The 22675-nt window shown below is 64.0% G+C and carries 13 protein-coding genes; 11 read left to right on the forward strand and 2 right to left on the reverse strand.

The features are described from left to right. Positions 1–6 precede the first annotated feature (6 nt). From gnd to UB31_RS31505, 5 genes are read left to right on the forward strand one after another with little or no spacing between them, the layout of a single operon-like run. The gene (gnd, locus tag UB31_RS31485) at positions 7–1005 is read left to right on the forward strand and encodes a phosphogluconate dehydrogenase (NAD(+)-dependent, decarboxylating) (RefSeq protein WP_045002090.1); all 999 of its coding nucleotides are present in this window, start codon (positions 7–9) and stop codon (positions 1003–1005) included. A gap of 25 nt (positions 1006–1030) precedes the next feature. Then, on the forward strand, positions 1031–2542 hold the full coding sequence (zwf, locus tag UB31_RS31490; RefSeq protein WP_045002088.1) for a glucose-6-phosphate dehydrogenase: 1512 nt from the start codon (positions 1031–1033) through the stop codon (positions 2540–2542). Beyond that, on the forward strand, positions 2542–3291 hold the full coding sequence (gene pgl, locus UB31_RS31495) for a 6-phosphogluconolactonase (protein WP_045013631.1): 750 nt from the start codon (positions 2542–2544) through the stop codon (positions 3289–3291). Before zwf ends, pgl begins: the two co-directional genes overlap by 1 nt. Then, on the forward strand, positions 3278–3835 hold the full coding sequence (locus tag UB31_RS31500; RefSeq protein WP_045013632.1) for a gluconokinase: 558 nt from the start codon (positions 3278–3280) through the stop codon (positions 3833–3835). Before pgl ends, UB31_RS31500 begins: the two co-directional genes overlap by 14 nt. After that, positions 3832–4644 (forward strand): Cof-type HAD-IIB family hydrolase, encoded by an 813-nt coding sequence (locus UB31_RS31505; RefSeq protein ID WP_045013633.1) that lies wholly within the window; start codon positions 3832–3834, stop codon positions 4642–4644. Before UB31_RS31500 ends, UB31_RS31505 begins: the two co-directional genes overlap by 4 nt. A gap of 2 nt (positions 4645–4646) precedes the next feature. Here UB31_RS31505 and UB31_RS31510 read toward each other — a convergent pair whose 3' ends face one another. Next, positions 4647–6452 carry a glycoside hydrolase family 15 protein gene (locus tag UB31_RS31510; protein ID WP_045013634.1) on the reverse strand — a complete coding sequence of 602 codons (1806 nt, stop codon included), beginning with the start codon at positions 6450–6452 and terminating at the stop codon, positions 4647–4649. Between the two features lie 31 nt (positions 6453–6483). Beyond that, positions 6484–8457 (reverse strand): 4-alpha-glucanotransferase, encoded by a 1974-nt coding sequence (gene malQ, locus UB31_RS31515; protein WP_045013635.1) that lies wholly within the window; start codon positions 8455–8457, stop codon positions 6484–6486. A gap of 205 nt (positions 8458–8662) precedes the next feature. On the opposite strand from malQ, the gene UB31_RS31520 reads away from it, so the two are divergent. Genes UB31_RS31520 through treY form a run of 6 tightly spaced genes read left to right on the forward strand, consistent with a single transcriptional unit; the run spans position 8663 to position 22673 of the window. After that, positions 8663–10609, forward strand: coding sequence for a maltotransferase domain-containing protein (locus UB31_RS31520; RefSeq protein WP_045013636.1), 1947 nt, complete (start codon positions 8663–8665; stop codon positions 10607–10609). Positions 10610–10621: 12 nt separating this feature from the next. After that, on the forward strand, positions 10622–13915 hold the full coding sequence (gene treS, locus UB31_RS31525) for a maltose alpha-D-glucosyltransferase (protein ID WP_045013637.1): 3294 nt from the start codon (positions 10622–10624) through the stop codon (positions 13913–13915). Beyond that, positions 13908–16055, forward strand: a complete 2148-nt coding sequence (glgB, locus tag UB31_RS31530; RefSeq protein ID WP_045013638.1) for a 1,4-alpha-glucan branching protein GlgB — start codon at positions 13908–13910, stop codon at positions 16053–16055. The genes treS and glgB overlap by 8 nt, the downstream gene beginning before the upstream one ends. A 3-nt stretch (positions 16056–16058) precedes the next feature. Beyond that, the gene (glgX, locus tag UB31_RS31535) at positions 16059–18137 is read left to right on the forward strand and encodes a glycogen debranching protein GlgX (RefSeq protein WP_045013639.1); all 2079 of its coding nucleotides are present in this window, start codon (positions 16059–16061) and stop codon (positions 18135–18137) included. After that, complete coding sequence (gene treZ, locus UB31_RS31540; RefSeq protein ID WP_045013640.1) at positions 18134–19888, forward strand: malto-oligosyltrehalose trehalohydrolase; 1755 nt, start codon at positions 18134–18136, stop codon at positions 19886–19888. Before glgX ends, treZ begins: the two co-directional genes overlap by 4 nt. A 1-nt stretch (position 19889) precedes the next feature. Further along, entirely contained in the window at positions 19890–22673 is a 2784-nt protein-coding gene (gene treY / locus UB31_RS31545) for a malto-oligosyltrehalose synthase (protein ID WP_045013641.1), read from the forward strand. Positions 22674–22675: the final 2 nt, after the last annotated feature.

Here is a 22675-nt window from a genome sequence, read left to right on the forward strand (position 1 = left end):
TTTCAAATGCAACTCGGCATGATCGGCCTCGGCCGGATGGGCGGCAACATCGTTCGCCGGCTGATGCGCCACGGCCATTCGACCGTGGTCTATGACAAGGACGCCAAGGCCGTCGCCGGCCTGGCCGCAGACGGCGCGCAGGGATCGGCAACCCTGGAAGAGTTCATCGCCAAACTCGAGCGGCCGCGCACGGCCTGGGTGATGCTGCCCGCGGGGCGCATCACCGAAGCGACGATCGACACGATCGCAGGCGTGATGCAGGAAGGCGACGTCATCATCGACGGCGGCAACACCTTCTGGCAGGACGACGTCCGCCGCGGCAAAGCGCTGAAAGAGCGCGGCATCCACTATGTCGACGTCGGCACGTCCGGCGGCGTCTGGGGCCTCGACCGCGGCTATTGCATGATGATCGGCGGCGAGAAGCAGGTGGTCGACCGGCTCGATCCAATCTTTGCTGCGCTGGCGCCCGGCGCCGGCGACATTCCGCTTACGCCGGGACGTGACGGCCGCGACCCTCGCATCGAGCAGGGCTATATCCATGCCGGCCCCGTCGGCGCCGGTCATTTCGTCAAGATGATCCACAACGGCATCGAATACGGCCTGATGCAGGCTTATGCCGAAGGTTTTGACATCCTCAAGAACGCCAATATCGATGCCCTGCCGGCGGATCATCGTTTCGATTTCAATCTCCCTGACATCGCCGAAGTCTGGCGGCGCGGCAGCGTGATCCCGTCCTGGCTGCTCGACCTCACCTCAACCGCGCTCGCCGACAACCCGACGCTCTCCGAATATTCCGGCTTCGTGGAGGATTCCGGTGAGGGCCGCTGGACCGTGAATGCGGCAATCGACGAAGCGGTGCCGGCCGAAGTCCTGACCGCGGCGCTCTACGCACGTTTCCGTTCCCGCCAGGAACACACCTTCGCCGAAAAAATTCTCTCCGCGATGCGCGCGGGTTTTGGCGGCCACAAGGAGCCGAAGCAGCCGGACGCAGCAAAGTCGAAATAACAACAAAAGCGAAGGCCGATCATTCGTGACAAAAGACCCGCAAGCAAAGCGCAAGCCGGAAAATTGCGCCTTCGTCATTTTTGGCGTGACCGGAGACCTCACCCACCGGCTGGTGATGCCCTCTCTCTACAATCTGGCGGCCGAGCACATGCTGCCGGAGAAGTTCTGCGTCGTCGGCGTGGCCCGCAACAGCCAGTCGGATGACGAGCTGCGCGACAGCCTGCTGAAGGGCCTGCGCCAGTTCGCGACCCGTCCCGTGGACGACGTCGTTGCCCAGAAGCTGCTGCAATGCGTGACCTTCGTCGAGGCCGATCCGAAGGATCCCCCCTCGTTCGACCGCTTGCGCGAGCATCTGGATTCGCTCGAATGCGCGCAGGACACCGGCGGCAACCGGCTGTTCTATCTGGCCACGCCGCCGGCCGCGTTCGCGCCTACCGCGCGCGAGCTCGGCCGCACCGGTATGATGAGGGAGAACGGCGCCTGGCGGCGGCTGGTGATCGAAAAACCGTTCGGCACCGATCTCGTCTCGGCGCGCGCGTTGAATGCCGAACTGCTCAAGATCATGGACGAGCACCAGATCTACCGGATCGATCATTACCTCGGCAAGGAGACGGTGCAGAACATTTTGGTGCTGCGCTTTGCCAACGGCATGTTCGAGCCGATCTGGAATCGCAACCACATCGACCACATCCAGATCACGGTGGAAGAGAAGCTCGGCGTCGGCCATCGCGGCGGCTTCTACGATGCCACCGGCGCGTTGCGCGACATGGTGCCGAACCATCTGTTCCAGCTGATGTCGCTGGTCGCAATGGAGCCACCCGCCCGCTTCGACGCCCATTCCGTGCGCTCCGAGAAGGCCGAGGTTCTCGCCGCGATCCAGCAGCCGAATGCGGAGGAAGCGCTGAAGAGCTCAGTCCGCGCCCAATATCTCGCCGGCCGCATCGGCGACGACGAAATCACCGACTATCGCAAGACCGAGGACGTCAAGCCCGGCAGCACCACCGAGACCTATGTCGCGCTGAAACTGATGATCGACAATTGGCGCTGGGCCGGCGTGCCCTTCTATCTGCGCACCGGCAAGGCGCTGGGTCACAAGCGCACCGAAGTCGCGATCAAGTTCAAGCAGGCGCCGCTGTCGATGTTCTCGGGCACGGCGGTCGACCGTCTGTCGCAAAACTTTCTCACCATCGGCATTGCGCCAACCGAGACCATCGAGCTTCAGTTCAACGCCAAGATTCCGGGACCCAGCATCACCATCGACGGCGTCGAGATGAAGTTCCGCTACGGCGACTATTTCCGGGCCGATCCCTCGACCGGCTACGAGACGCTGATCTACGACTGCATGATCGGCGACAACATCCTGTTCCAGCGCGCTGACGGCGTCGAAGCCGGATGGCAGGCAGTTCAGCCATTCCTGGACGCCTGGAAGCAGGCCGGCACCAACGGCATCGAAACCTATCCTGCCGGCAGCGACGGCCCTGCCTGCGCCGATGAGCTGCTGAAGCGCGACGGACGTAGCTGGCGGAAGTTTACGTGATGACAGCGGCCGTCCAGCCGAAGCTGATCGTCGTGGCTGATGGCGAGGCGCTCGCGCAGGCTGCCGCCGAACGGGTGATGGCGCTGATTTCGGCCAATCCCGGGCGCATCGCGATCTGCCTCACCGGCGGCTCCAGCCCGAAGAAGCTCTATCAATTGCTCGGAAGCGATGGCTGGCGCGGCAGAATCCCGTGGGATCGCGTGCATTGGTTCATCGGTGACGAGCGTTTCGTGCCTTCGAGCGATCCCCTCAACAACATGGCAGTCGCACGCGCGACCTTTCTCGATCACAGCGCACCGTCCGGCCATATCCATCCCATCCCGACCACGGCTGAAAATCCCGATGCCAGCGCCGAGGCCTATGCCCGCGAGCTGCAAACCTTCTACGGCGCTGAAAGCCTCGATCCGGCGCGGCCGCTGTTCGACCTGGTTTTGATGGGCGCCGGACCGGACGGCCACACCGCCTCGCTCTTCCCGGGCTATCCCGCGATCGAGGAGACGCAGCGCTGGGTCGTCGGCGTCCCCAAGGCCAATGTCGCGCCCTTCGTGCCGCGGGTCTCGCTGACTTTGCCCGCGCTGGCGTCCTGCCGCGAAATGCTGTTCGAGATTGCGGGGCATGATAAGCAGCCGATCTTGACGCGCCTCCTCAATGGCGAGACTCTGCCGGCTGTACGCGCGCGCTCGAATGGCGAGACCGTCTGGCTGGTCGACCAGGCCGCGCTTCCGGAGGGAATTCGTGGCGGGCGCTGAAGCACCTTGTGCATTGATCGTGATGGGCGTGTCGGGCTCGGGCAAGAGCACGGTTGCGGAATTGCTCGGCAAACGCCTCGGCTGGCGCTTTGAGGACGGTGACAGCTTTCACCCCGCCAGCAATGTCGCGAAGATGCGGGCCGGCCATCCGCTCACCGACGAGGACCGCTGGCCCTGGCTCAATGCCATCGCCGACGAGATTGCAAGGGTCTGCGAGCGAGGCGAGCACGTCATCATCGCCTGCTCGGCGCTGAAGCACACCTATCGTGACGTGCTGTTGCGTGGACGCGACGACGTCCGCTTCGTCTTCCTGAAGGGCACGCAGCAGCTGATCGCCGACCGGCTCGCCCACCGCAAGGGCCATTTCATGCCGCCCGGGCTCCTGACCAGCCAATTCAACACGCTCGAGCCGCCCGAGGCGGGCGAGCATGTCATCACGGCGTCGATCGACGAATCCGTCGAGGCGATCGTGGACGGCATCGTGCGGCAATTGAAACTAGGCGGCGACAAACCCAAGGCCGTGAAACCTAAGGTCATGCCATGACGCAAATCTCACTCGTGGTTTCCGACGTCGACGGCACGCTGCTGACCAAGGACAAGACGCTGACCGACCGCGCCCGGAACGCCGTGCGGCGGCTGCACCAGGCCGGCATCGGCTTCACCATCACCTCGAGCCGCCCCGCGATCGGCATGCGCTTCCTGATCGAGCCGCTCGCGCTCTGGCTGCCGGTCGGCCCGTTCAACGGCTCCTCGATCGTCGATCCCGAGATGAATCCGGTCGAGCAGCATCTGATCCCCGCCAGCGCCGCCGAACGGTCCCTACAAATCCTCCGCGAGTTCGGCGCCGACATCTGGCTGTTCACCTACGACAAATGGCTGATCGACAACCCCAGCGGCAAATACGTCGCGCATGAGCAGCACACGATCCGGTCCGATCCGACCATCGTGACGGATTTTTCGCCGTACCTCGCAAGCGCCTGCAAGATCGTCGGCGCGAGCGCCGATGCGGCCGGCCTGGAGGCTTGCGAAAAAGCGATGCAGGCGGCGCTCGGCACGCAGGCGACTGCGGTGCGTTCACAGACCTATTATCTCGACATCACGCCGCCCGGCTTCGACAAGGGCACCTTCGTGCAGGCGATGGCAAAGCGCCTGGGCATTGCGACCAATGCGGTCGCCACGATCGGCGACATGCAGAACGATCTCGCGATGTTCCGCGTCAGCGGCACATCGATCGCCATGGGCAACGCCACCGACAGCGTCAAGGAGCAGGCCACCAACGTCACGGCGACGAACGAGCAGGACGGTTTTGCCGAGGCGATGGAGATGATCTTGAAGTGGAACGGGGTGGGCTGAGGCTATTGCGACCGCTGCATCGCCGGCTTCTCGCTGGCATGCCTCGCCACCGAGAGATTATGCGCGGTGTTGATCAGCGCGATATGCGTCAGCGCCTGCGGGAAATTGCCGGTCTGGCGGCGCGCGACGGAGTCGTACTCCTCAGCCAACAATCCGACATCATTCGCAAGCCCGGCGACGCGATCGAACAGCGCTTGTGCCTTGTCGAGGTCGCCTGAGAGCACATAAGCGTCGGCCAGCCACAGGCTACAGGCCAGGAACGCGCCCTCGATCGGCTGCTGCTCCTCGGACACTTCGCGTGGATCGTGCCGCAGCACAAAGCCGTCGCGCATCATGTGCTTCTCAGCGGCCGCAATGGTGCCGCGGATACGCGGATCCGATGCCGGCAGGAAACCGACCGCCGACAGCAGCAGCACGCTGGCATCGAGCAGTTTTGAGCCATAGGACTCGACGAAGGCATTCTCTTCGGCGTCAAAACCCCTGTGGCAGACGTCGCGATGAATGGCCTCGCGCAGCGCACGCCAGTGCAGCAGCGGCGCCTTGAAGCCAAAGGTCTCGGCGCTCTTGATGCCGCGGTCGAAGGCGACCCAGGTCATCACCTTGGAGAAGACGTAGTGCCGGGGTTCCCCGCGCCGCTCCCAGATGCCGTGATCGGGCTGATCCCAGACCTCGGCCAGATGATCCAGCACGGCACGCTCCAGCGACCAGGTCGCTTCATCGTCGAGCTTCAGCTTGGCCATCCGAGACTGATGGAAGGCGTCGATCAGCTCGCCGTAGACATCGAGCTGGAGCTGGGCATGTGCGGCATTGCCGATGCGCACCGGCTGCGCGCCCTCATAGCCGTCGAGCCAACCTGCTTCCCATTCCAGCAGCCGCCGCTGGCCCCAGATACCGTACATGATCTGCATGTTCGACGGCGCGCCGGCGGCCGCGCGCAGCAGCCAATTGTGCCAGGCCGAGGCTTCTTCGGTGTAGCCGGAGTTCATCAGCGCCAGCAGCGTGAAAGTGGCATCGCGCAGCCAACAGAAGCGATAGTCCCAGTTCCTGGCGCCGCCGAGCTTTTCCGGCAGTGAGGTGGTCGGCGCCGCCACGATGCCGCCGGTGGGGGCGAAGGTCAGCGCCTTCAGCGTGATCAGCGAGCGCATGATGAGATCGCGATACTCGCCGTCATGGGTAGAGCGGCTGCTCCACTCCTTCCAGAATGTCTCGGTCTCCTGAAGCGCGATCTCCGGATCGATCGGTTCGGGCGGATCGAGATGCGACGGGCCGTAAGTCAGCACGAAGGGCACGGTCTCGCCGGCTGCCACTTCGAAGTCCGCGACCGTGGTCAGATCCTCGCCGCGGGTCTTGGCCGGCGTCCTCAGCACCGTCATGTCCTGGCCGGCGATCGCCAGCAGCGATCCGTCCTCGCAGCGGCGCACCCAGGGAATGTCGACGCCAAAGCCGAAGCGGATCACGAGCTCCATCCGCATCTTGACCGTGCCGGCAATGCCGCGGACCAGACGCACGATGTCGGACGCCTTGCCGCGCGGCGGCATGAAGTCGATCAGCGCGACGGTGCCGCTCTTGGTCTCAAAGCGCGTTTCGAGGATGAGGGTATTGTCGAGATAGCGGCGCGAAATTGCGGTAACGTCCTCGGTCGGCGCGATCAGCCAACGACCGTTCTTGTGCGTCCCAAGGATTGCGGCAAAGCAGGCGTCGGAATCGAAGGCCGGCCAGCACAGCCAGTCGATCGAGCCGTTGCGCCCGACCAGCGCCGCGGTCTCGCAGTCGCCGATCAACGCGTAGTCTTCGATCTTCTGAGACAATGTTTTGCGAGCCTTAAGGAATCCCCGCGGATCAACTCCCGCCGGTCAGGGAACGTTCCCGCGTTGCGGCTTTCAAAGCTTTGAGATCAACCCTGGCGGCGATCTTGTCGAGTGTGACGGGAAGACGCTGGCGCCAGTTCGGATGCTCGTCGATCGTGCCGGGAATGTTGGGCTGGTCGATCACGCCGAGCAGGTCTTCCAGCGACACCGCCAACAGCCGCGATGGCGTGCGGGACAGGAAGGCGAGCACCGAATAGAGATCGTTGGCGCTGATGCCGTTCTGGCGCAGGATCTCGTCGAGCAGGCCGAGCGCGTCCCAGCGCGCCTGCTCGTTCTCGCCGGGATCGAGCCCGAGCGAGAGCTTCATCTTGAGATCGCTGAACGAGCGCCAGCCGGCATAGGTCGACAAATCATGCGTGTTCAGCGTGACCAGCGCGTTCGGCCGGTAATAGTCGATATTGCGGAAATGGCCGGCGTCGTCGCGCTCGAACATCATGACGAGGTAGGACCAGATGCCGAAATCCTGCATGGTCTCGCGAAAACCTTCCGGCACCGTGCCGAGGTCCTCGCCGATCACGATGCATTTGTGGGCCGCGCTCTCCTGCGCCACCGCGCCAAGCAGCGCCTCGAACGGCATCTGCACATAGGCACCATTGTCGGGCTTGAAGCCGCGCGGCACAAGGTAGAGCCGCTTCAGCCCCAGCACATGATCGAGACGGATCGCCCCGGCATGGCGCATCGATGCGGCCAGCATCTCGGCAAACGGCACGAAGGACTGCGCCTCGAGCCCACCCGCGTTGAAGCCGGCGAGGCCCCAATCCTGGCCGACGGTGTTAAGCACGTCCGGCGGTGCACCGACCGCGAGATGGCGCGAGATCGCCAGCTGCTCGTTCCAGGCGTCGAAGCCGTTGGACTGCACACCAACGGCAACGTCGAGATAAAGCCCGACCCGCATGCCGAGCTCGCCGGCCAGCTCCTTGGCGCCACGCAATTGGCTATCTGCGGTCCATTGCACGAATTCGACGAATTCGACCTCGTGCTTGTCGGGACCATTGCGCAGCTCGGCGCATTTCGCCTCACTCGGCTGCTGCCACTCCGGCGGCCATTCCCACCACGGTCCGGTGAATCGATGCCGCAGCACCTCGAAGCAGGCAAAGCGGGACAACAGCGGCGCCCGTTCGGCCCGGAAGGCATCAAACTGGTTGCGGCGGACACCGCTCGCGCTTTTCACGAAGCTGTCAAAGGCGGCGCGCAAGCCCAGCCATTTCAGCGCCGCCATGTCCGTATAGGGCACACGATTGCCTTCGCGCAGCCGCGCGGCGGTCGCGGCCGCATCGGGGATGAGGTCTGCCGAAAATTCCGGGATCGCCTCGACGTCGATATAGAGTGGGTTGAGAAACAGCCGGCTGTTCGGCGAATACGGGCTGCAATCGCCCGGCTGGTTGTCGAACAGGACATGCAGCGGGTTGAGCCCGACGCCGTCCGCGCCGAGCCGCTTTGCGAGCCGGACGAGACCGGCAAGATCGGTGAAGTCACCGATGCCCCAATTGCGGTCGGAGCGGACACTGTACAGTTGCACCGCGAGCAGCCAGCCACGGTCGAAATCGCCCCCGAAGGCACGCTCGGGCGCCACAATCATCGGCACCTCTTCCATCGCGCCGGCAGCATCGGTGAGTGTCAACCGGTGGTAACCGAGCGGCAGTCCGGCTGGCCAGGCGATCACCGGTTCGCGCGTCTCGCCTTGCGCGATCACGTTGCCGGTGATTTGGCCGCTGCCGCTGATTTTCCATTTGAGCGGCACAGCCCCAGTCGTCGCCAATTCGGTGCGCGGTTTCCCCAAGGCGCGCACCACCACGGGCCCGCTGACGAAGCGGTAGACCCGCTTCTCCGGCAGGGCGTCGAGGATGGATTTGAGGGCCACGGGATCGGTGACCCTCAGCTTTCCGAGGGCATCGACGAATTCGGACTGAACACCCTTGATCTGGGCTTGAGCTAAAAGATCCATTCGGCACGCGGTTTGCAGGCCATTGTCTGGCCGGGGGTATCGATTTTAACGAGATCGCGGAAGACGTTAGTCAGGGTTAAGTCACAAACCGCGCCTGCCGTTCCCAGTGGGAACTAATGACACACAAGCGGCTTTCTATATAGGTACCAAGCGTAGGTTCCCGACAAGGGAAACGGGCCCCTGCTTTCTTGTCAATGGCATCACCGTGAACAAGACAATTCAAACTGTCGAGAGTGCCGCTTCAGGCAGCGCTTTCCTGATCGAAGACGTTTATCCGTCGATCGATGGCGGCCGCTTCGCTGTGAAGCGGATCGCGGGCGAACGGGTCGAGGTCTGGGCCGACGTCTATCGCGACGGCGACGACGTGGTCAGTGCCGCGCTGATCTGGCGCGGCGAGCAGGAGCGGGAATGGCGGAGCGAGCCGATGATCCATCACGGCAATGACCGCTGGTCCGGTGCCTTCGTGCCGGCCGAGCCCGGGCAATATGTCTATGCCATTGAAGCCTGGACCGACGAATTTGCCACCTGGCGTCATGGGATGGAGCGGAAGCAGCTCTCCGGCGCCGACGTCAGCCTCGATGCGATCGAGGGCGCCGGCCTGCTGACCAAGGCGCATGGCGCGCGGCAAGACGCCGCGGATGTCATCGTCAGGCAATGCGAGGACTACCTTCAAACCGGCGAGCTCACTCCGCTGCTCGCGACCGAGCTCGGCGAGGCCATGTCCGAGAGCCAGCCGCGGCCTGACCTGACCCGTTCTCTCCTCTTCCCGCTGATCGTCGACCGCGACAGAGCGCGCTTTGGCGCCTGGTATCAGATGATGCCGCGCAGCCAGAGTACCGTGCCGGGCCAGCACGGCACGCTCCGCGACTGCATCGCGCGCGTGCCCGATATCGCCGCGATGGGCTTTGACGTGCTCTACTTCACGCCGATCCACCCGATCGGCCGCACCCGCCGCAAGGGCCGCAACAATACAGCGGTCGCGACCGAAGGCGATCCCGGCTCGCCCTATGCGATCGGCGCCGCCGAGGGCGGCCACGATGCGCTGCATCCCGAGCTCGGCACCATCGAGGATTTCCGCGCGCTGGTCGCGACCTGTCTCGAATACGGCCTCGAGCTTGCGCTCGATTTTGCCGTGCAGTGCTCGCCGGATCATCCCTGGCTGACGCAGCATCCGGAATGGTTCAAATGGCGGCCGGATCGTTCGGTGCGGGCGGCGGACGGACCCTATCCGGATATCGCGATCCCCGATTTCGCATCCGTCGACCGGATCGGGCTGTGGAACGCGTTCCGCGACGCCATGCTGTTCTGGATCGACCATGGCGTAACCATCTTCGCCATCGACAATCACGACACCGCGCCGTTGCCGTTCTGGGAATGGCTGATCCAGGACATCCGCCGCCGGCATCCCGAGGTGATCCTGTTCTCCAAAACCTTTGCGCGGCCGAAATTGATGAAGGGTCTCGCAAAGCTCGGCTTTGCAGAGTCCTTCAGCTATTTCCCGTGGCGGACTGGGAAATGGGAGCTCGAGCAATATCTCGGCGAGCTGACGCGTTATCCGGAGCGCGAGTTCTATCGGCCGAACCTGTTCGTCAACACGCCGGACCTGCTACCCTATCATCTCCAGAGCGGTGAAGCCTGGGCATTCAAGTCGCGGCTCGCGCTGGCCGCGACGCTGTCGGGCAATTATGGGGTCTACAGCGGGTTCGAACTGCTCGAGCACGAGGCCGTGCCCGGCCACGAGGAATATCTCGATTCAGAGAAATACCAGATCAAGCAGCGCGACTGGGACAAGGCAGGCAACATCAAGCCGTACATCACCGAGCTGAACCGCGTCCGCAACGACAATGCGGCACTTCAGCAGACGACGAATTTGCGCTTCCTCGCCATTGAGGACGGCAAGACCATTGCCTTCGCGAAGGAGGCGACCGACCCAGCCAACACGGTCGTCGCCGTCATCGCCCTCTCGCGCCACGCGCGCGAGTTCTGGTTGCCGCTCGGCGACCTCACCATCGACGTCGGCGGCGAACGCCGCCACGTCACCGCATTCGAAAATCTCCTCACCGGCGAACAGTCCCGCATCGAATGGGGCGGGATCAAATTGCGTATCGATCCCGACCGCGATCCGGCGCTCTTGTTCCGCTGCCTGGCGTAAAGGCTCAACGCCATGAATGTTTTATCTTCCGTTGATACCAAGAAGGCTGAGGCTGCCGAGACCGTGGATGAGCTCTGGTACAAGGACGCCATCATCTACCAGCTCCACGTCAAGGCGTTTGCCGACAGCAACAATGACGGCATCGGCGATTTCGCGGGGCTGACCGAGAAGCTGTCCTATCTCCAGGACCTCGGCGTCACTGCGCTCTGGCTGCTGCCGTTCTATCCCTCGCCCGGCCGCGACGACGGCTACGACATCGGCGATTACGGCTCGATCAATCCCGATTTCGGGACGATGAAGGATTTCAAGCGCTTCATCCAGGAAGCGCAGAAGCGCGGCTTGCGCGTCATCACCGAGCTCGTCGTCAACCACACATCCGACCAGCACAATTGGTTCAAGCGTGCGCGCCGCAGCCCGGCAGGCTCGAGCGCCCGCAACTGGTATGTCTGGAGCGACACCGACCAGAAATACCAGGGCACGCGGATCATCTTCACGGACACCGAGAAATCCAACTGGACCTGGGATCCGGAGGCCGGCGCGTTCTACTGGCACCGCTTCTTCTCGCACCAGCCGGATCTCAATTTCGACAATCCGCGCGTCGTCAGCGCCCTCATCCAGGTGATGAAGCGCTGGCTCGATGCCGGCGTCGACGGCTTCCGGCTGGACGCGATTCCCTATCTCTGTGAGCGCGAAGGCACCTCGAACGAGAACCTGCCGGAGACGCATGCGATCATCAAGCGCCTGCGCCAGGAGCTCGATGCCTACTCCAAGGGCAAGCTGCTGCTGGCCGAAGCCAATCAATGGCCGGAGGACGTGCAGGAATATTTCGGCCGCGGCGACGAATGCCACATGGCCTACCACTTCCCGCTGATGCCGCGCATCTATATGGCGATCGCGCAGGAAGACCGCTTTCCGATCACCGACATCCTGCGCCAGACGCCGGACATTCCGGCGAGCTGCCAATGGGCGCTGTTTTTGCGCAACCATGATGAGCTGACGCTGGAGATGGTGACCGACGTCGAGCGTGACTATCTCTGGACCACCTACGCCAACGATCCCCGCGCCCGCATCAATGTCGGCATCCGGCGGCGGCTTGCGCCGCTGATGGACAATGACCGGCGCAAGATCGAGCTGATGAACTCGCTGCTGCTGTCGTTCCCGGGCACGCCGATCATCTATTACGGTGACGAGATCGGCATGGGCGACAACATCTATCTCGGCGACCGCAATGGCGTGCGCACGCCGATGCAGTGGAGCCCGGATCGCAACGGCGGCTTCTCGCGCGCCGATCCGGCCCGCCTTTACGCGCCGCCGATCATGGACCCCGTCTACGGCTATGAAGCAGTCAATGTCGAGGCGCAGTCGCGCAGCCTGTCCTCGCAGCTCAGCGCCACCAAGCGGCTGATCTCGGTGCGCAAATCGACACTCGCGTTCGGCCGCGGCACCATGACGTTCATCCGCCCGGCCAACCGCTCCGTGCTCGCCTATGTCCGGCAGTATCGCGACGAGGTGATCCTCTGCGTCGCCAATCTTTCGCGTGCGGCGCAAGCAACCCAGCTCGACCTGTCGCCGTGGAAGGACCGCATCCCGCAGGAAATGCTCGGCCGCAGCCGCTTCCCCGCGATCGGCGAGCAGCCCTATATGGTCACGCTCGGGCCCTACGGCTTCTACTGGTTCCAGCTCCAGGAGCGCGACAAGTCCGAGCCGGTGACGCCAACCGCGGTGCCGGAATTCGAGACGCTGGTGGTGCCGGTCAATTCGACCTGGGTCTCGCTCGCCCGCGAACGCGGCATGTTCGAGCGCGACGTGCTGCCGGGATTCTTGTCGCGCACACGGTGGTATCCGGAGAACAATCCCAAGCACATCCAGCCGACGCTGACCTCGGCGGTGCCGTTCTGCGACATCGGCGACAACCGACCCTGGATCGCGTTCTTCGAAGCGGCACAACACGACGTCACCACGCGCTACGTGGTGCCGATGCAGATCGAATGGGTGCGCTTCGACCGCGAGCGCTTCAACCCGAAGGCGCTCGCCGCCGTGCGCCAGGGCGCCCGGGAGGGTACGCTGCTCGACGTCGCGACCGACCAGATCTTCATCGGCCTGTTCCTGCGCAACCTGTCGCAGAAACTGGTGGTGGAGGAGAACAATCTGCGGCTGGAGTTCAAGCCGACCAGCCTGTTCTCCGAATACACCATCAAGGAGCCCGAACGCATCCGCGCGATCGAGCAGTCGAACAGCACCGCGCTGGTCGACAATCAATACGTCGCCAAGATCCATCGCCAGCTCGAAAGCGGCATCAATCCCGAGATCGAGCTCGGCCATTATCTCACCGAGGTCGCCCGTTTCGCTCATGCGCCGGCGCTGCTCGGCAGCGTCGAACTGGTGGAAGGCGACAGCCGCAGCGCGCTCGGCGTGCTGCATGCTTATGTCGAGAACCAGGGCGACGGCTGGGCCGTGACCGCGAGCTATCTCGACCGTCATGTCGACGAGCAGCGGCTGTTGACCGCGAGCGACACGCCGCGCGAGAATCAGGACCAGGCGCCCTATCTGCACCATCTGGCGCAGACCGGCCGGCGGCTCGCCGAGCTGCATATGGCACTGGCCGTCGCCAAGCCCGCCGATCTTGCCCCTGAGGCGATCGGCCCGGCTCACGTCAAGCGCTGGATTTCGGAGCTCAAGACACGCACTGAGCGTGTTTTCGAGCGGCTGGCCGCAAGCCGCAGCAGCCTGCGGGAGGCTGACCGGCCGCTGGTCGACCAGATCGCCGCGGCGCGCGAGACCCTGGCCGGCCGGCTGACCCGGCTATTGCCATCCGACATCGGCGGGTTGAACATCCGTCATCATGGCGACTTCCGCCTCGGGCAAACTCTGATTGTGAAGGACGACATCTTCATCATCGACTTCGACGGCGATCCGCGCCTGCCGCTGGCCGAGAAGCGGCGCAAGGCCCCAGCCGCGCGCGACGTTGCTGGCTTGGTCCGCTCGATCGAGCTGGCGGCAGCCGCGGCGCTCAATCGCGCGCTCAATGGCACCTCTGACGAGCAGGACCGGCTCACAGCCGCGCTCGGCGAATGGCGCGAGCGCGCCACGGCCACTTTCCTCACCGCCTATCGCGAGGCCATGACCGACCGGCGGCTATGGCCCAATGATCCACGATCTGCGGAAGGGCTGTTAAGGTTTTTCCTGCTTGATCAAGCGTTCGACGAAGTAGAGTACGAGCTGTCCCACCGGCCGGAGGGGCTCAATGCGCCGCTGACCGGGCTGCTTCGCATTCTGTCCAATGCCGAGAGCGAAGCACATGCCTAAACTGCCTGCCGAAGCCTACGCGATCATCGAGGGCCGCCACTCCGACCCCTTCCATTATCTCGGACTGCATCCCGAGGGCGGCAAGAGCGTGGTGCGCGCGTTCCTGCCCGAAGCCGTCGATGTCGAGGCTGTCGGCGAGCACGGCGAAGTGGCAAGGCTCGATCGCGTCCACGATGCGGGCTTGTTCATAGGCGCGCTGCCCAACGGCTCCAAGCACTACCAATTGCGCGCGAAGTTCGGCAACGACGTCGTCGAGTTCGAGGACGCCTACCGCTTTCCACCGATCCTGACCGATTTCGACCTCTATCTGCTCGGCGAAGGCACCCATCAGCGGCTCTATGACAAGCTCGGCGCGCATCCGATGACGCTCGACGGCGTCGACGGCATCGGCTTCGTGGTGCTGGCGCCGAATGCGCGGCGCGTCGCCGTGGTCGGCGACTTCAATTTCTGGAACGCGCGGCGCCATGCCATGCGGGTGCGCGGGGCCGGCTATTGGGAATTGTTCATCCCGCACGCCAAGGCCGGCGACCACTACAAGTTCGACATCGTCGGGCCGCACGGCCATCAGTTGCCGCTGAAATCCGATCCGATGGCATTCGCGGCCGAAGTCCGTCCGAAGACGGCTTCCATCGTCTTCGACGAGGCGCATCTCGCCCGTCCGCGGCCGGCACTCGACGGCATCAACGCGCTGTCGGCGCCGATGTCGATTTACGAAGTTCATCTCGGCTCGTGGCGACGCAAGGGCGACAATGAATGGCTGACCTATCGCGAGTTGGCGGAGCAGCTGCCGGCTTATGCGCGCGACATGGGCTTCACCCATCTCGAATTCTTGCCCGTGAGCGAGCATCCGTTCGACGGCTCGTGGGGCTATCAGCCGACCGGCCTCTATGCGCCGACCAGCCGCTTCGGCGGGCCTGAGGATTTTGCCGCGCTGGTCGATGCCTGCCACCGCGAAGGCGTCGGCGTGCTGCTCGACTGGGTACCCGGCCACTTCCCTGACGATCCGCACGGGCTCGGTAGTTTTGACGGCACCTCGCTTTACGAGCACGCCAACCCGCTCCAGGGCCGCCACCTCGACTGGGGCACGCTGATCTACAATTACGGCCGCACCGAAGTGACGAACTTTCTGGTGTCCAACGCGCTGTTCTGGCTCGAACGCTACGCCATCGACGGCCTGCGCGTCGATGCGGTCGCTTCCATGCTCTATCTCGACTACAGCCGCCCACCGGGTGCGTGGATTCCGAACCAGTATGGCGGCCGCGAAAACATCGAGGCGATCGCATTCCTGCGCCGCTTCAACACCGAGCTATTCGCGCGCTTCCCGCAAGCGACGACGGCGGCAGAGGAATCCACTGCGTGGCCGCAGGTCTCGCGCCCGGTCGAATTCGGCGGACTCGGCTTCGGCTACAAGTGGAATATGGGCTGGATGCACGACACGCTGAATTACATCAGCAAGGATCCGATCCATCGCAAGCATCATCACGGCGACATCCTGTTCGGCCTGCACTACGCCTTCTCGGAAAACTTCATCCTGCCGCTGTCGCATGACGAGGTCGTGCACGGCAAACGCTCGATCCTCGGCCGGATGCCCGGCGACGAGTGGCAGCGTTTCGCGAATTTGCGCGCCTATTACAGCTTCATGTTCGCCCATCCCGGCAAGAAGCTGCTGTTCATGGGCGCCGAGATCGCGCAAAGCCGCGAATGGAATCACGACCAGTCGCTCGACTGGCACCTGCTCGAACACAAGAACCATTCCGGCATCCAGGCGCTGATCCGCGATCTCAACCGCGTCTATCGCGCGGTGCCGGCGCTGCACCAGATGGATTGCGACCAGGCCGGTTTCGAATGGCTGATCACGGACGACGCCAACCGCAACGTGTTCGCCTGGATGCGCAAGGGCGTTGACGAGCAGGCGCGGTGTCTGGTGGTCGTCAATTTCTCACCCAACGTCTATCGCAACTACCGCGTTCGCGTGCCGTTTGCCGGCAAGTGGAAAGAGGTGTTCAATTCGGACTCCGCCCATTATGGCGGCGCCAATGTCGGGAACATCGGCGAGGTTCATGCCGTTGACGGCAAGGCCGCCGAGCTCCGCCTCACCATCCCGCCGCTCGCCGCGATCTTCCTCGTTCCGGAAAGCTGACACATGCGCCTGACTGCTGGATCGCCCGCACGCCTCGGTGCAAGCTGGGACGGACGTGGCACCAATTTCGCGCTGTTTTCCGCCAATGCGCAAAAGGTCGAGCTGTGCCTGTTCGACAGCCAGGGCCGCCGCGAGCTCGAACGCATCGAGCTGCCCGAGCGCACCGAGGATGTCTGGCACGGCTATCTCAACGACGTTTCTCCGGGCCAACTCTACGGCTACCGCGTGCACGGCCCCTATGAGCCCGAGCACGGCCATCGCTTCAACGCCAACAAGCTGCTGCTCGATCCCTATGCCAAGCGGCTCGCCGGACGGCTGGTCTGGAGTGACGCACATTTCGCCTACCGCACCGGCAGCGCGCGCGAAGACCTGTCGTTCGACCGGCGCGACAACGCCCGCGGCATGCCCAAGGGCGTCGTGGTCGACGAGACCTTCAACTGGGGCCGCCGCGAGATCCGGCCTAACATCCCCTGGGAAGACACCATCATCTACGAGGCCCACGTCAAGGGCTTGACGCAGAAGCGCGACGACGTTCCGCCGAACCTGCGTGGCACCTATGGCGGCCTGTCGTCGCCCGCAATGATCGAGCACCTGAAGAAGCTCGGGGTCACCACGGTCGAGCTGCTGCCGATCCATGCTTTCGTCGACGACCGCATGCTGGTGGAGAAGAAGCTCGCCAATTACTGGGGCTACAACACGCTGTCCTTCTTCGCGCCCGAGCCGCGTTACGCCCAGGACAATGCGCTCGACTCCTTCCGCACCACCGTCGCGCGGCTGCACGATGCCGGCATCGAAGTGATGCTCGACGTCGTCTACAACCACACCGCCGAAGGCAACCACCTCGGCCCGACGCTGTGCTACCGCGGCATCGACAACGCGTCCTATTACTGGCTGAACCGCGAGAATCCGCGCTTCTACGACGACTTCACCGGCTGCGGCTCGTCGGTGAACCTGACCCATCCGCGCGTGCTCCAGATGGTGATGGATTCGCTGCGCTATTGGGTGGAAGTTTGCCATGTCGATGGCTTCCGCTTCGATCTCGCCACGACGCTCGCGCGCGGACCGAACGGCTATGATCGTGGCATCTCGTTCCTGACTGCGATCCGGCAGGATCCGGTGCTCGCCACCGTCAAGCTCGTCGCCGAACCCTGGGACCTCGGCCTCGGCGGCTACCAGGTCGGCGCATTCCCCTCGCAATGGTCGGAGTGGAATGATCGCTATCGCAGCGCCATGCGTCGCTACTGGAGCGGCGAAGGCAGCCTGATCGGCGACATCTCCAGCCGCATGACGGCGTCGTCCGACCTGTTCAACCACGACGGACGGCGGCCCCGCGCCAGCATAAACCACATCACCGTTCATGACGGTTTCACGCTCGCCGACCTCTTCAGCTACAACGAGAAGCACAACGAAGCCAATGGCGAGGACAATCGTGACGGCTCAAACGACAACCACAGCAACAATTGCGGTGTCGAGGGCCCGACCGACGATCCAAATATCCTCGGGCTGCGCCGGCAGCTTCGCAAGAACGTGCTGGCATGTTTGATGCTGGCGCAGGGCATTCCCCTGCTTCTCGCCGGCGACGAGGTCGGCAATTCGCAGTCCGGCAACAACAACGCCTATTGCCAGGACAACGAGGTCGGCTGGGTTGGCTGGGATAATCTCGGTAAGGAGGGCGACGATATGATCGATTTCGTCGCTCATCTCGCCGACATCCGGCGTCGGTTCGCTCAGCTCCGCAGCCATCGCTGGCTCGACGGCCGGCCCGCCGATGGCGTCGCTTATGGCGTGCTGTGGCTGACGCCCGCCGGTGACGAGATGACGGAGAACGACTGGAAATTCCCGGAGGGGCGGTTCCTCTCCTATGTGATGGGGCCGATGGAACCGGGTGGCGCCGCGATCTTTATTATTCTGAACGCCGCCCCCGAAGAGATCACATTCAAATTGCCCAAGATGACCGGATACAAGAGCTGGCAGCAGATCCTGAACACGACCGAAGCCAAGCTGAACACGATTGACTTCCAGCCCGGAAGCGACAGCAAGGCGCCGCCCCGCTCCGTGCTCGCCTTCGCGGGGGCGCTATGAGGCCATCCTTCGGCGCAAGGCCGACGAAGGACGGCGTATCGTTCCGCCTGTGGGCGCCCGGCGCGCGCCGCGTCGACCTGCTGCTCGACAGCAGGCACGCGATGCAGCGCCGGCAGGATGGCTGGTATGTCGCCGACATTCCGGGACTATCCGCCGGCAGCGCCTACAAGTTCAGGATCGATGACGAGATCGATGTGCCCGATCCGGCCTCGGCTTTCCAACCTGAGGACGTGTTCGGTCCGAGCGAAGTGATCGATCATGACGCCTTCGCCTGGCGCGCGAGCGATTGGCGTGGCCGTCCCTGGGAAGAGACGGTGCTGATCGAAACTCATGTCGGCACCTTCACTGCGGCAGGCACCTACCGCGCCATGATCGACAAGCTCGATCATCTCACAGCAACCGGCATCACTGCGCTGGAGTTGATGCCGCTGGCCGATTTCGCCGGCCGCCGCGGCTGGGGCTATGACGGCGTGCTGTGGTATGCGCCCGACAGCGCCTATGGCCGTCCTGAAGATCTGAAGCGGCTGATCGACGAGGCGCATCTGCGCGGGCTGATGGTGTTTCTCGACGTCGTCTACAATCATTTCGGCCCCGAGGGGAATTACCTCGGCCGCTATGCGCCGACTTTCTTCACCGACGCGCACACGCCCTGGGGCAGTGCGATCGATTATCGCGTGCCGCAGGTGCGCGCATTTGCGGTCGAGAACGCGCTGTCCTGGCTCACCGACTATCGCTTCGACGGCCTGCGGCTGGATGCCGCCAACCACATTATGGCGCTGCCCGGCGAGCAGTCGATGTTGCAGGAGTTGAGCGTTGCCGCCGGCGAACTCGCCAAGGCCACGGGACGACACATCCATCTCGTGCTGGAGAACGGCGACAATCGCGCGAGCCTGCTTGATGCCGCGCAGGAGCCGCCGAACGGCAAATACCGCGCGCAGTGGAACGACGACTATCACCACGCCTGGCATGTGATGCTGACCGGCGAGCTCGGCGGCTACTATGCCGACTACCAGACCCCGCGCATGGACCTCGCACGCGCGCTCGCGTCGGGCTTCATCTATCAGGGCGAAATCTCGGAATTTTGGGGCAAGCAGCCGCGCGGCGAGCCGAGCGGCGAGCTGCCGCCGGCGACCTTCGTCAATTTTCTTCAGAACCACGACCAGATTGGCAATCGCCCGCTGGGCGACCGGCTGGAGAGCCTGGCGTCATCGAAGCAGATCGAGGCCGCGCTCGCGGTGACGCTGCTCGCACCGATGGTGCCGATGCTGTTTCAGGGCGAGGAGTGGGGTTCGACGGCGCCCTTCCCGTTCTTCTGCGACTTCCAGGGCGGGCTGGCCGACGCCGTGCGCAAAGGCCGCCGGCAGGAATATGCCTGGGCCTATGAGAAGTACGGCGACGATGTGCCCGACCCCTTCGATCCGGCCACGCTGCAATCGGCCGTGCTCGATTGGACGGGCCACACGCCGGAGCAGGAGGCGCGCCTGGCTCTTGTCCGCGATCTGCTCGCAGTTCGCCGCAAGGAGATCACGCCTCGGCTGAAGGGCGCGCGCTTCGGCGATGCCGCGGCGGCGGACAATGGTTTGCTGACCGCGCATTGGCGCATGGGCGACGGCGCAACGCTGCACTTGACGGCAAATCTGTCGGACAAGGACATCACGCAATCCGACAACAATGCAGGCGCGCCGATCTGGGGCGGCGCGGCCGGCGACCGGCTCCCGCCCTGGTCGGTGAACTGGCGTCTCGGAGGTTAGCATGGCTCCCGCCATCCCCCTCGCGACCTATCGCCTGCAACTCACCGCGGATTTCGACTTCGACAAGGCCACCGCGGTGGTGCCTTATCTGAAAGCCCTGGGAATCACGCATCTCTACACCTCGCCGGTGATGAAGGCTCGCAAGGGCTCGACGCACGGCTACGACACTGTCGATAACGGCCAGTTCAATCCCGAGCTCGGCGGCGAGGCCGGCTTCGCACGACTGAGCGAGGCGCTGACCAAACATGATCTCGGCCTCATCATCGATTTCGTGCCGAACCATGTCGGCGTGCATTTTGCCGACAATCCCTGGTGGCTGGACGTGCTGGAATGGGGCCAGACCTCGCCGCATGCGGTCGCCTTCGATATCGACTGGGATCTGTTGCCGCACCGCGCTCGCGGCGGCGTGCTGCTGCCGATCCTCGGCTCGTCCTATGGCGAAGCGCTCGAGCGCGGCGATATCGAGCTGCGCTATGATTCCGACGAAGGCAGCTTTTCCGCCTGGTATTTCGAGCATCGCCTGCCGATCGCGCCGGAGCGATATGGCGAAATGCTGCGGCTGATCGTGAAGGAGGCGGACGCCACCGAAACCGAGGCTGGCAAGCGCTTGCTTTCGCTCGCGACTCGCTACACGGGATTGCGCCGGCCCAACCGCAAGGAAGCACCTAGCTTCAAGGCCGAGCTTAGGGGTATCATGGGTGCTGCCGACATCGTCACACACGGTCTCGCTGCCTATCGGGCCGCAAAGGATCGCCCGGCGCAGACGCTGGCGCTGCATCATCTGCTGGAACGCCAGCACTACAAGCTCGGTCATTGGCGGCTCGCCTCCAGCGACATCAATTACCGCCGCTTCTTCGACGTCAATGGGCTCGCGGGCCTGCGCGTCGAGGATCCCGGCACCTTCGCCGCCACGCATCGGCTGGTGAAGCAACTGATCGCCGACGGCAAGTTGCAGGGCATTCGCCTCGACCATATCGACGGCCTACGCGATCCCGCACAATATTGCCAGCGGCTGCGCCGGCTGGTGCGCGATGCGCAAGGCGCGACCAAGCCGTTCTACACCGTGATCGAGAAGATCCTGTGCGAGCACGAGCGCCTGCCGCACTTTGCCGGCATTCAGGGCACCACCGGCTATGAATGGATGAACGTCATCACCCAGGTGCTGGTCGATGCCAAGGGGCTCGACGCGCTGGACGAGACCTGGCGACAGGTCAGCAACCGGCCGCCGCGGCTCACGCCTTACGTCAAGGACGCCAAGCGGCGCGTGCTGGAGACGTTGCTGACCAGCGAATTCACCGTGCTGACGCGCCTGCTCGCACGCATCGCCAATGGGCACTACTCGACCCGCGACTTTTCCGCCGACAGCTTGCGGCAGGCACTCGAGCTCTACGTGCTGCATTTCCCGGTGTACCGCACATATCTGACGCACAGCAGCCCAACTTCGCTCGACCGGAAGCTGATCGACGAGACCATCGAGCGCGCCCGTGCCGAATGGTTCGCCGCGGACGAGGGCATTTTCGACTTCCTGCGCGATGCGTTGACCATGGACCTGCTCAAGCCCGGCCGTCCCCCGCACAGCGCGCCGCGCGTGCGCCGCTTTGCGCTGAAAGTGCAGCAGTTCACCGGGCCGATGATGGCGAAGTCGCTGGAGGACACCGCGTTCTACCAATTCCACCGGCTGCTCGCCCTCAACGAAGTCGGCGGTGATCCCGCAAGCACAGGCCTTGCGATCTCCGCTTTCCACGAGGCGATGAAGGCTCGCGCCAAAGAATGGCCGCACGGCATGACGGCAACCGCCACCCACGACACCAAGCGCGGCGAGGACGCTCGTGCGCGGATCGCCGCACTCAGCGAGATTCCCGGCGAATGGACCAGCGCGGTCTCGCGCTGGAAGGTGCTGAACGCACCGCACCTCACCCTCCACGGCAATTGGCGCGCGCCGTCGGCGACTTTCGAATACATGCTCTACCAGACCCTGCTCGGGGCCTGGCCGCTTGAGGGGTCGGAGCGCGATTTCGTCGCGCGCATCCAGGCCTATGCGCTCAAGGCCTCGCGCGAGGGCAAGGAAGAGACGAGCTGGCTCAATCCGCACGAGGCCTACGAGTCGGGGGTTCGGAGCTTTATCGAGAAGATCCTCGATCCCGCACAATCCGCCGAATTCCTGGAAGCGCTGCAAACCCTGGCCCGCCGCGTCGCACTGCTCGGCGCGCTGAATTCGTTGGGCCAGCTTACCCTCAAGGCGACGTTGCCGGGCGTTCCCGACTTCTATCAGGGCACCGAATTCTGGGACCTGTCGCTGGTCGATCCGGACAACCGCCGCCCGGTGGACTTTGCCGCGCGTCACGCAGCGCTGGGCTCGCTCGACAATCCGGATTGGAGCAGCTTGATCAAGGCTTGGCCTGACGGTCAGATCAAGCTCGCCTGGACGCAGCACCTGCTCAAGCTGCGCGGCAGGCTCGCCGACGTCTTCACGCAAGGCGACTACCAGCCGCTCGACGTACGGGGCACGCACGCGGATCACGTCATCGCCTTCGCCCGCCACCACCGTGGCAACGCAGCAATCGTCATAATCGGACGACAATTTGCGCCATTCACGCAAGCCGGCCGCGAATGGCTCGTGCCGGAAGGCTTTGACGCGACTGTTGATATCGCCGGTTATGCCGCACATGGGCTCGTGGAAAATGAATTGCCGCTCTCGCAGGCCTTTCGCGATTTTCCCGCTGCTGTCATCGAGGCGCGCACCACAAGCGCTGCAAGGCCTGCGCGACAGCGCGTCCGCATTTGAAC

This window comes from Bradyrhizobium sp. LTSP849 (genome assembly GCF_000938255.1).
Classification (GTDB): Bacteria; Pseudomonadota; Alphaproteobacteria; order Rhizobiales; family Xanthobacteraceae; genus Bradyrhizobium.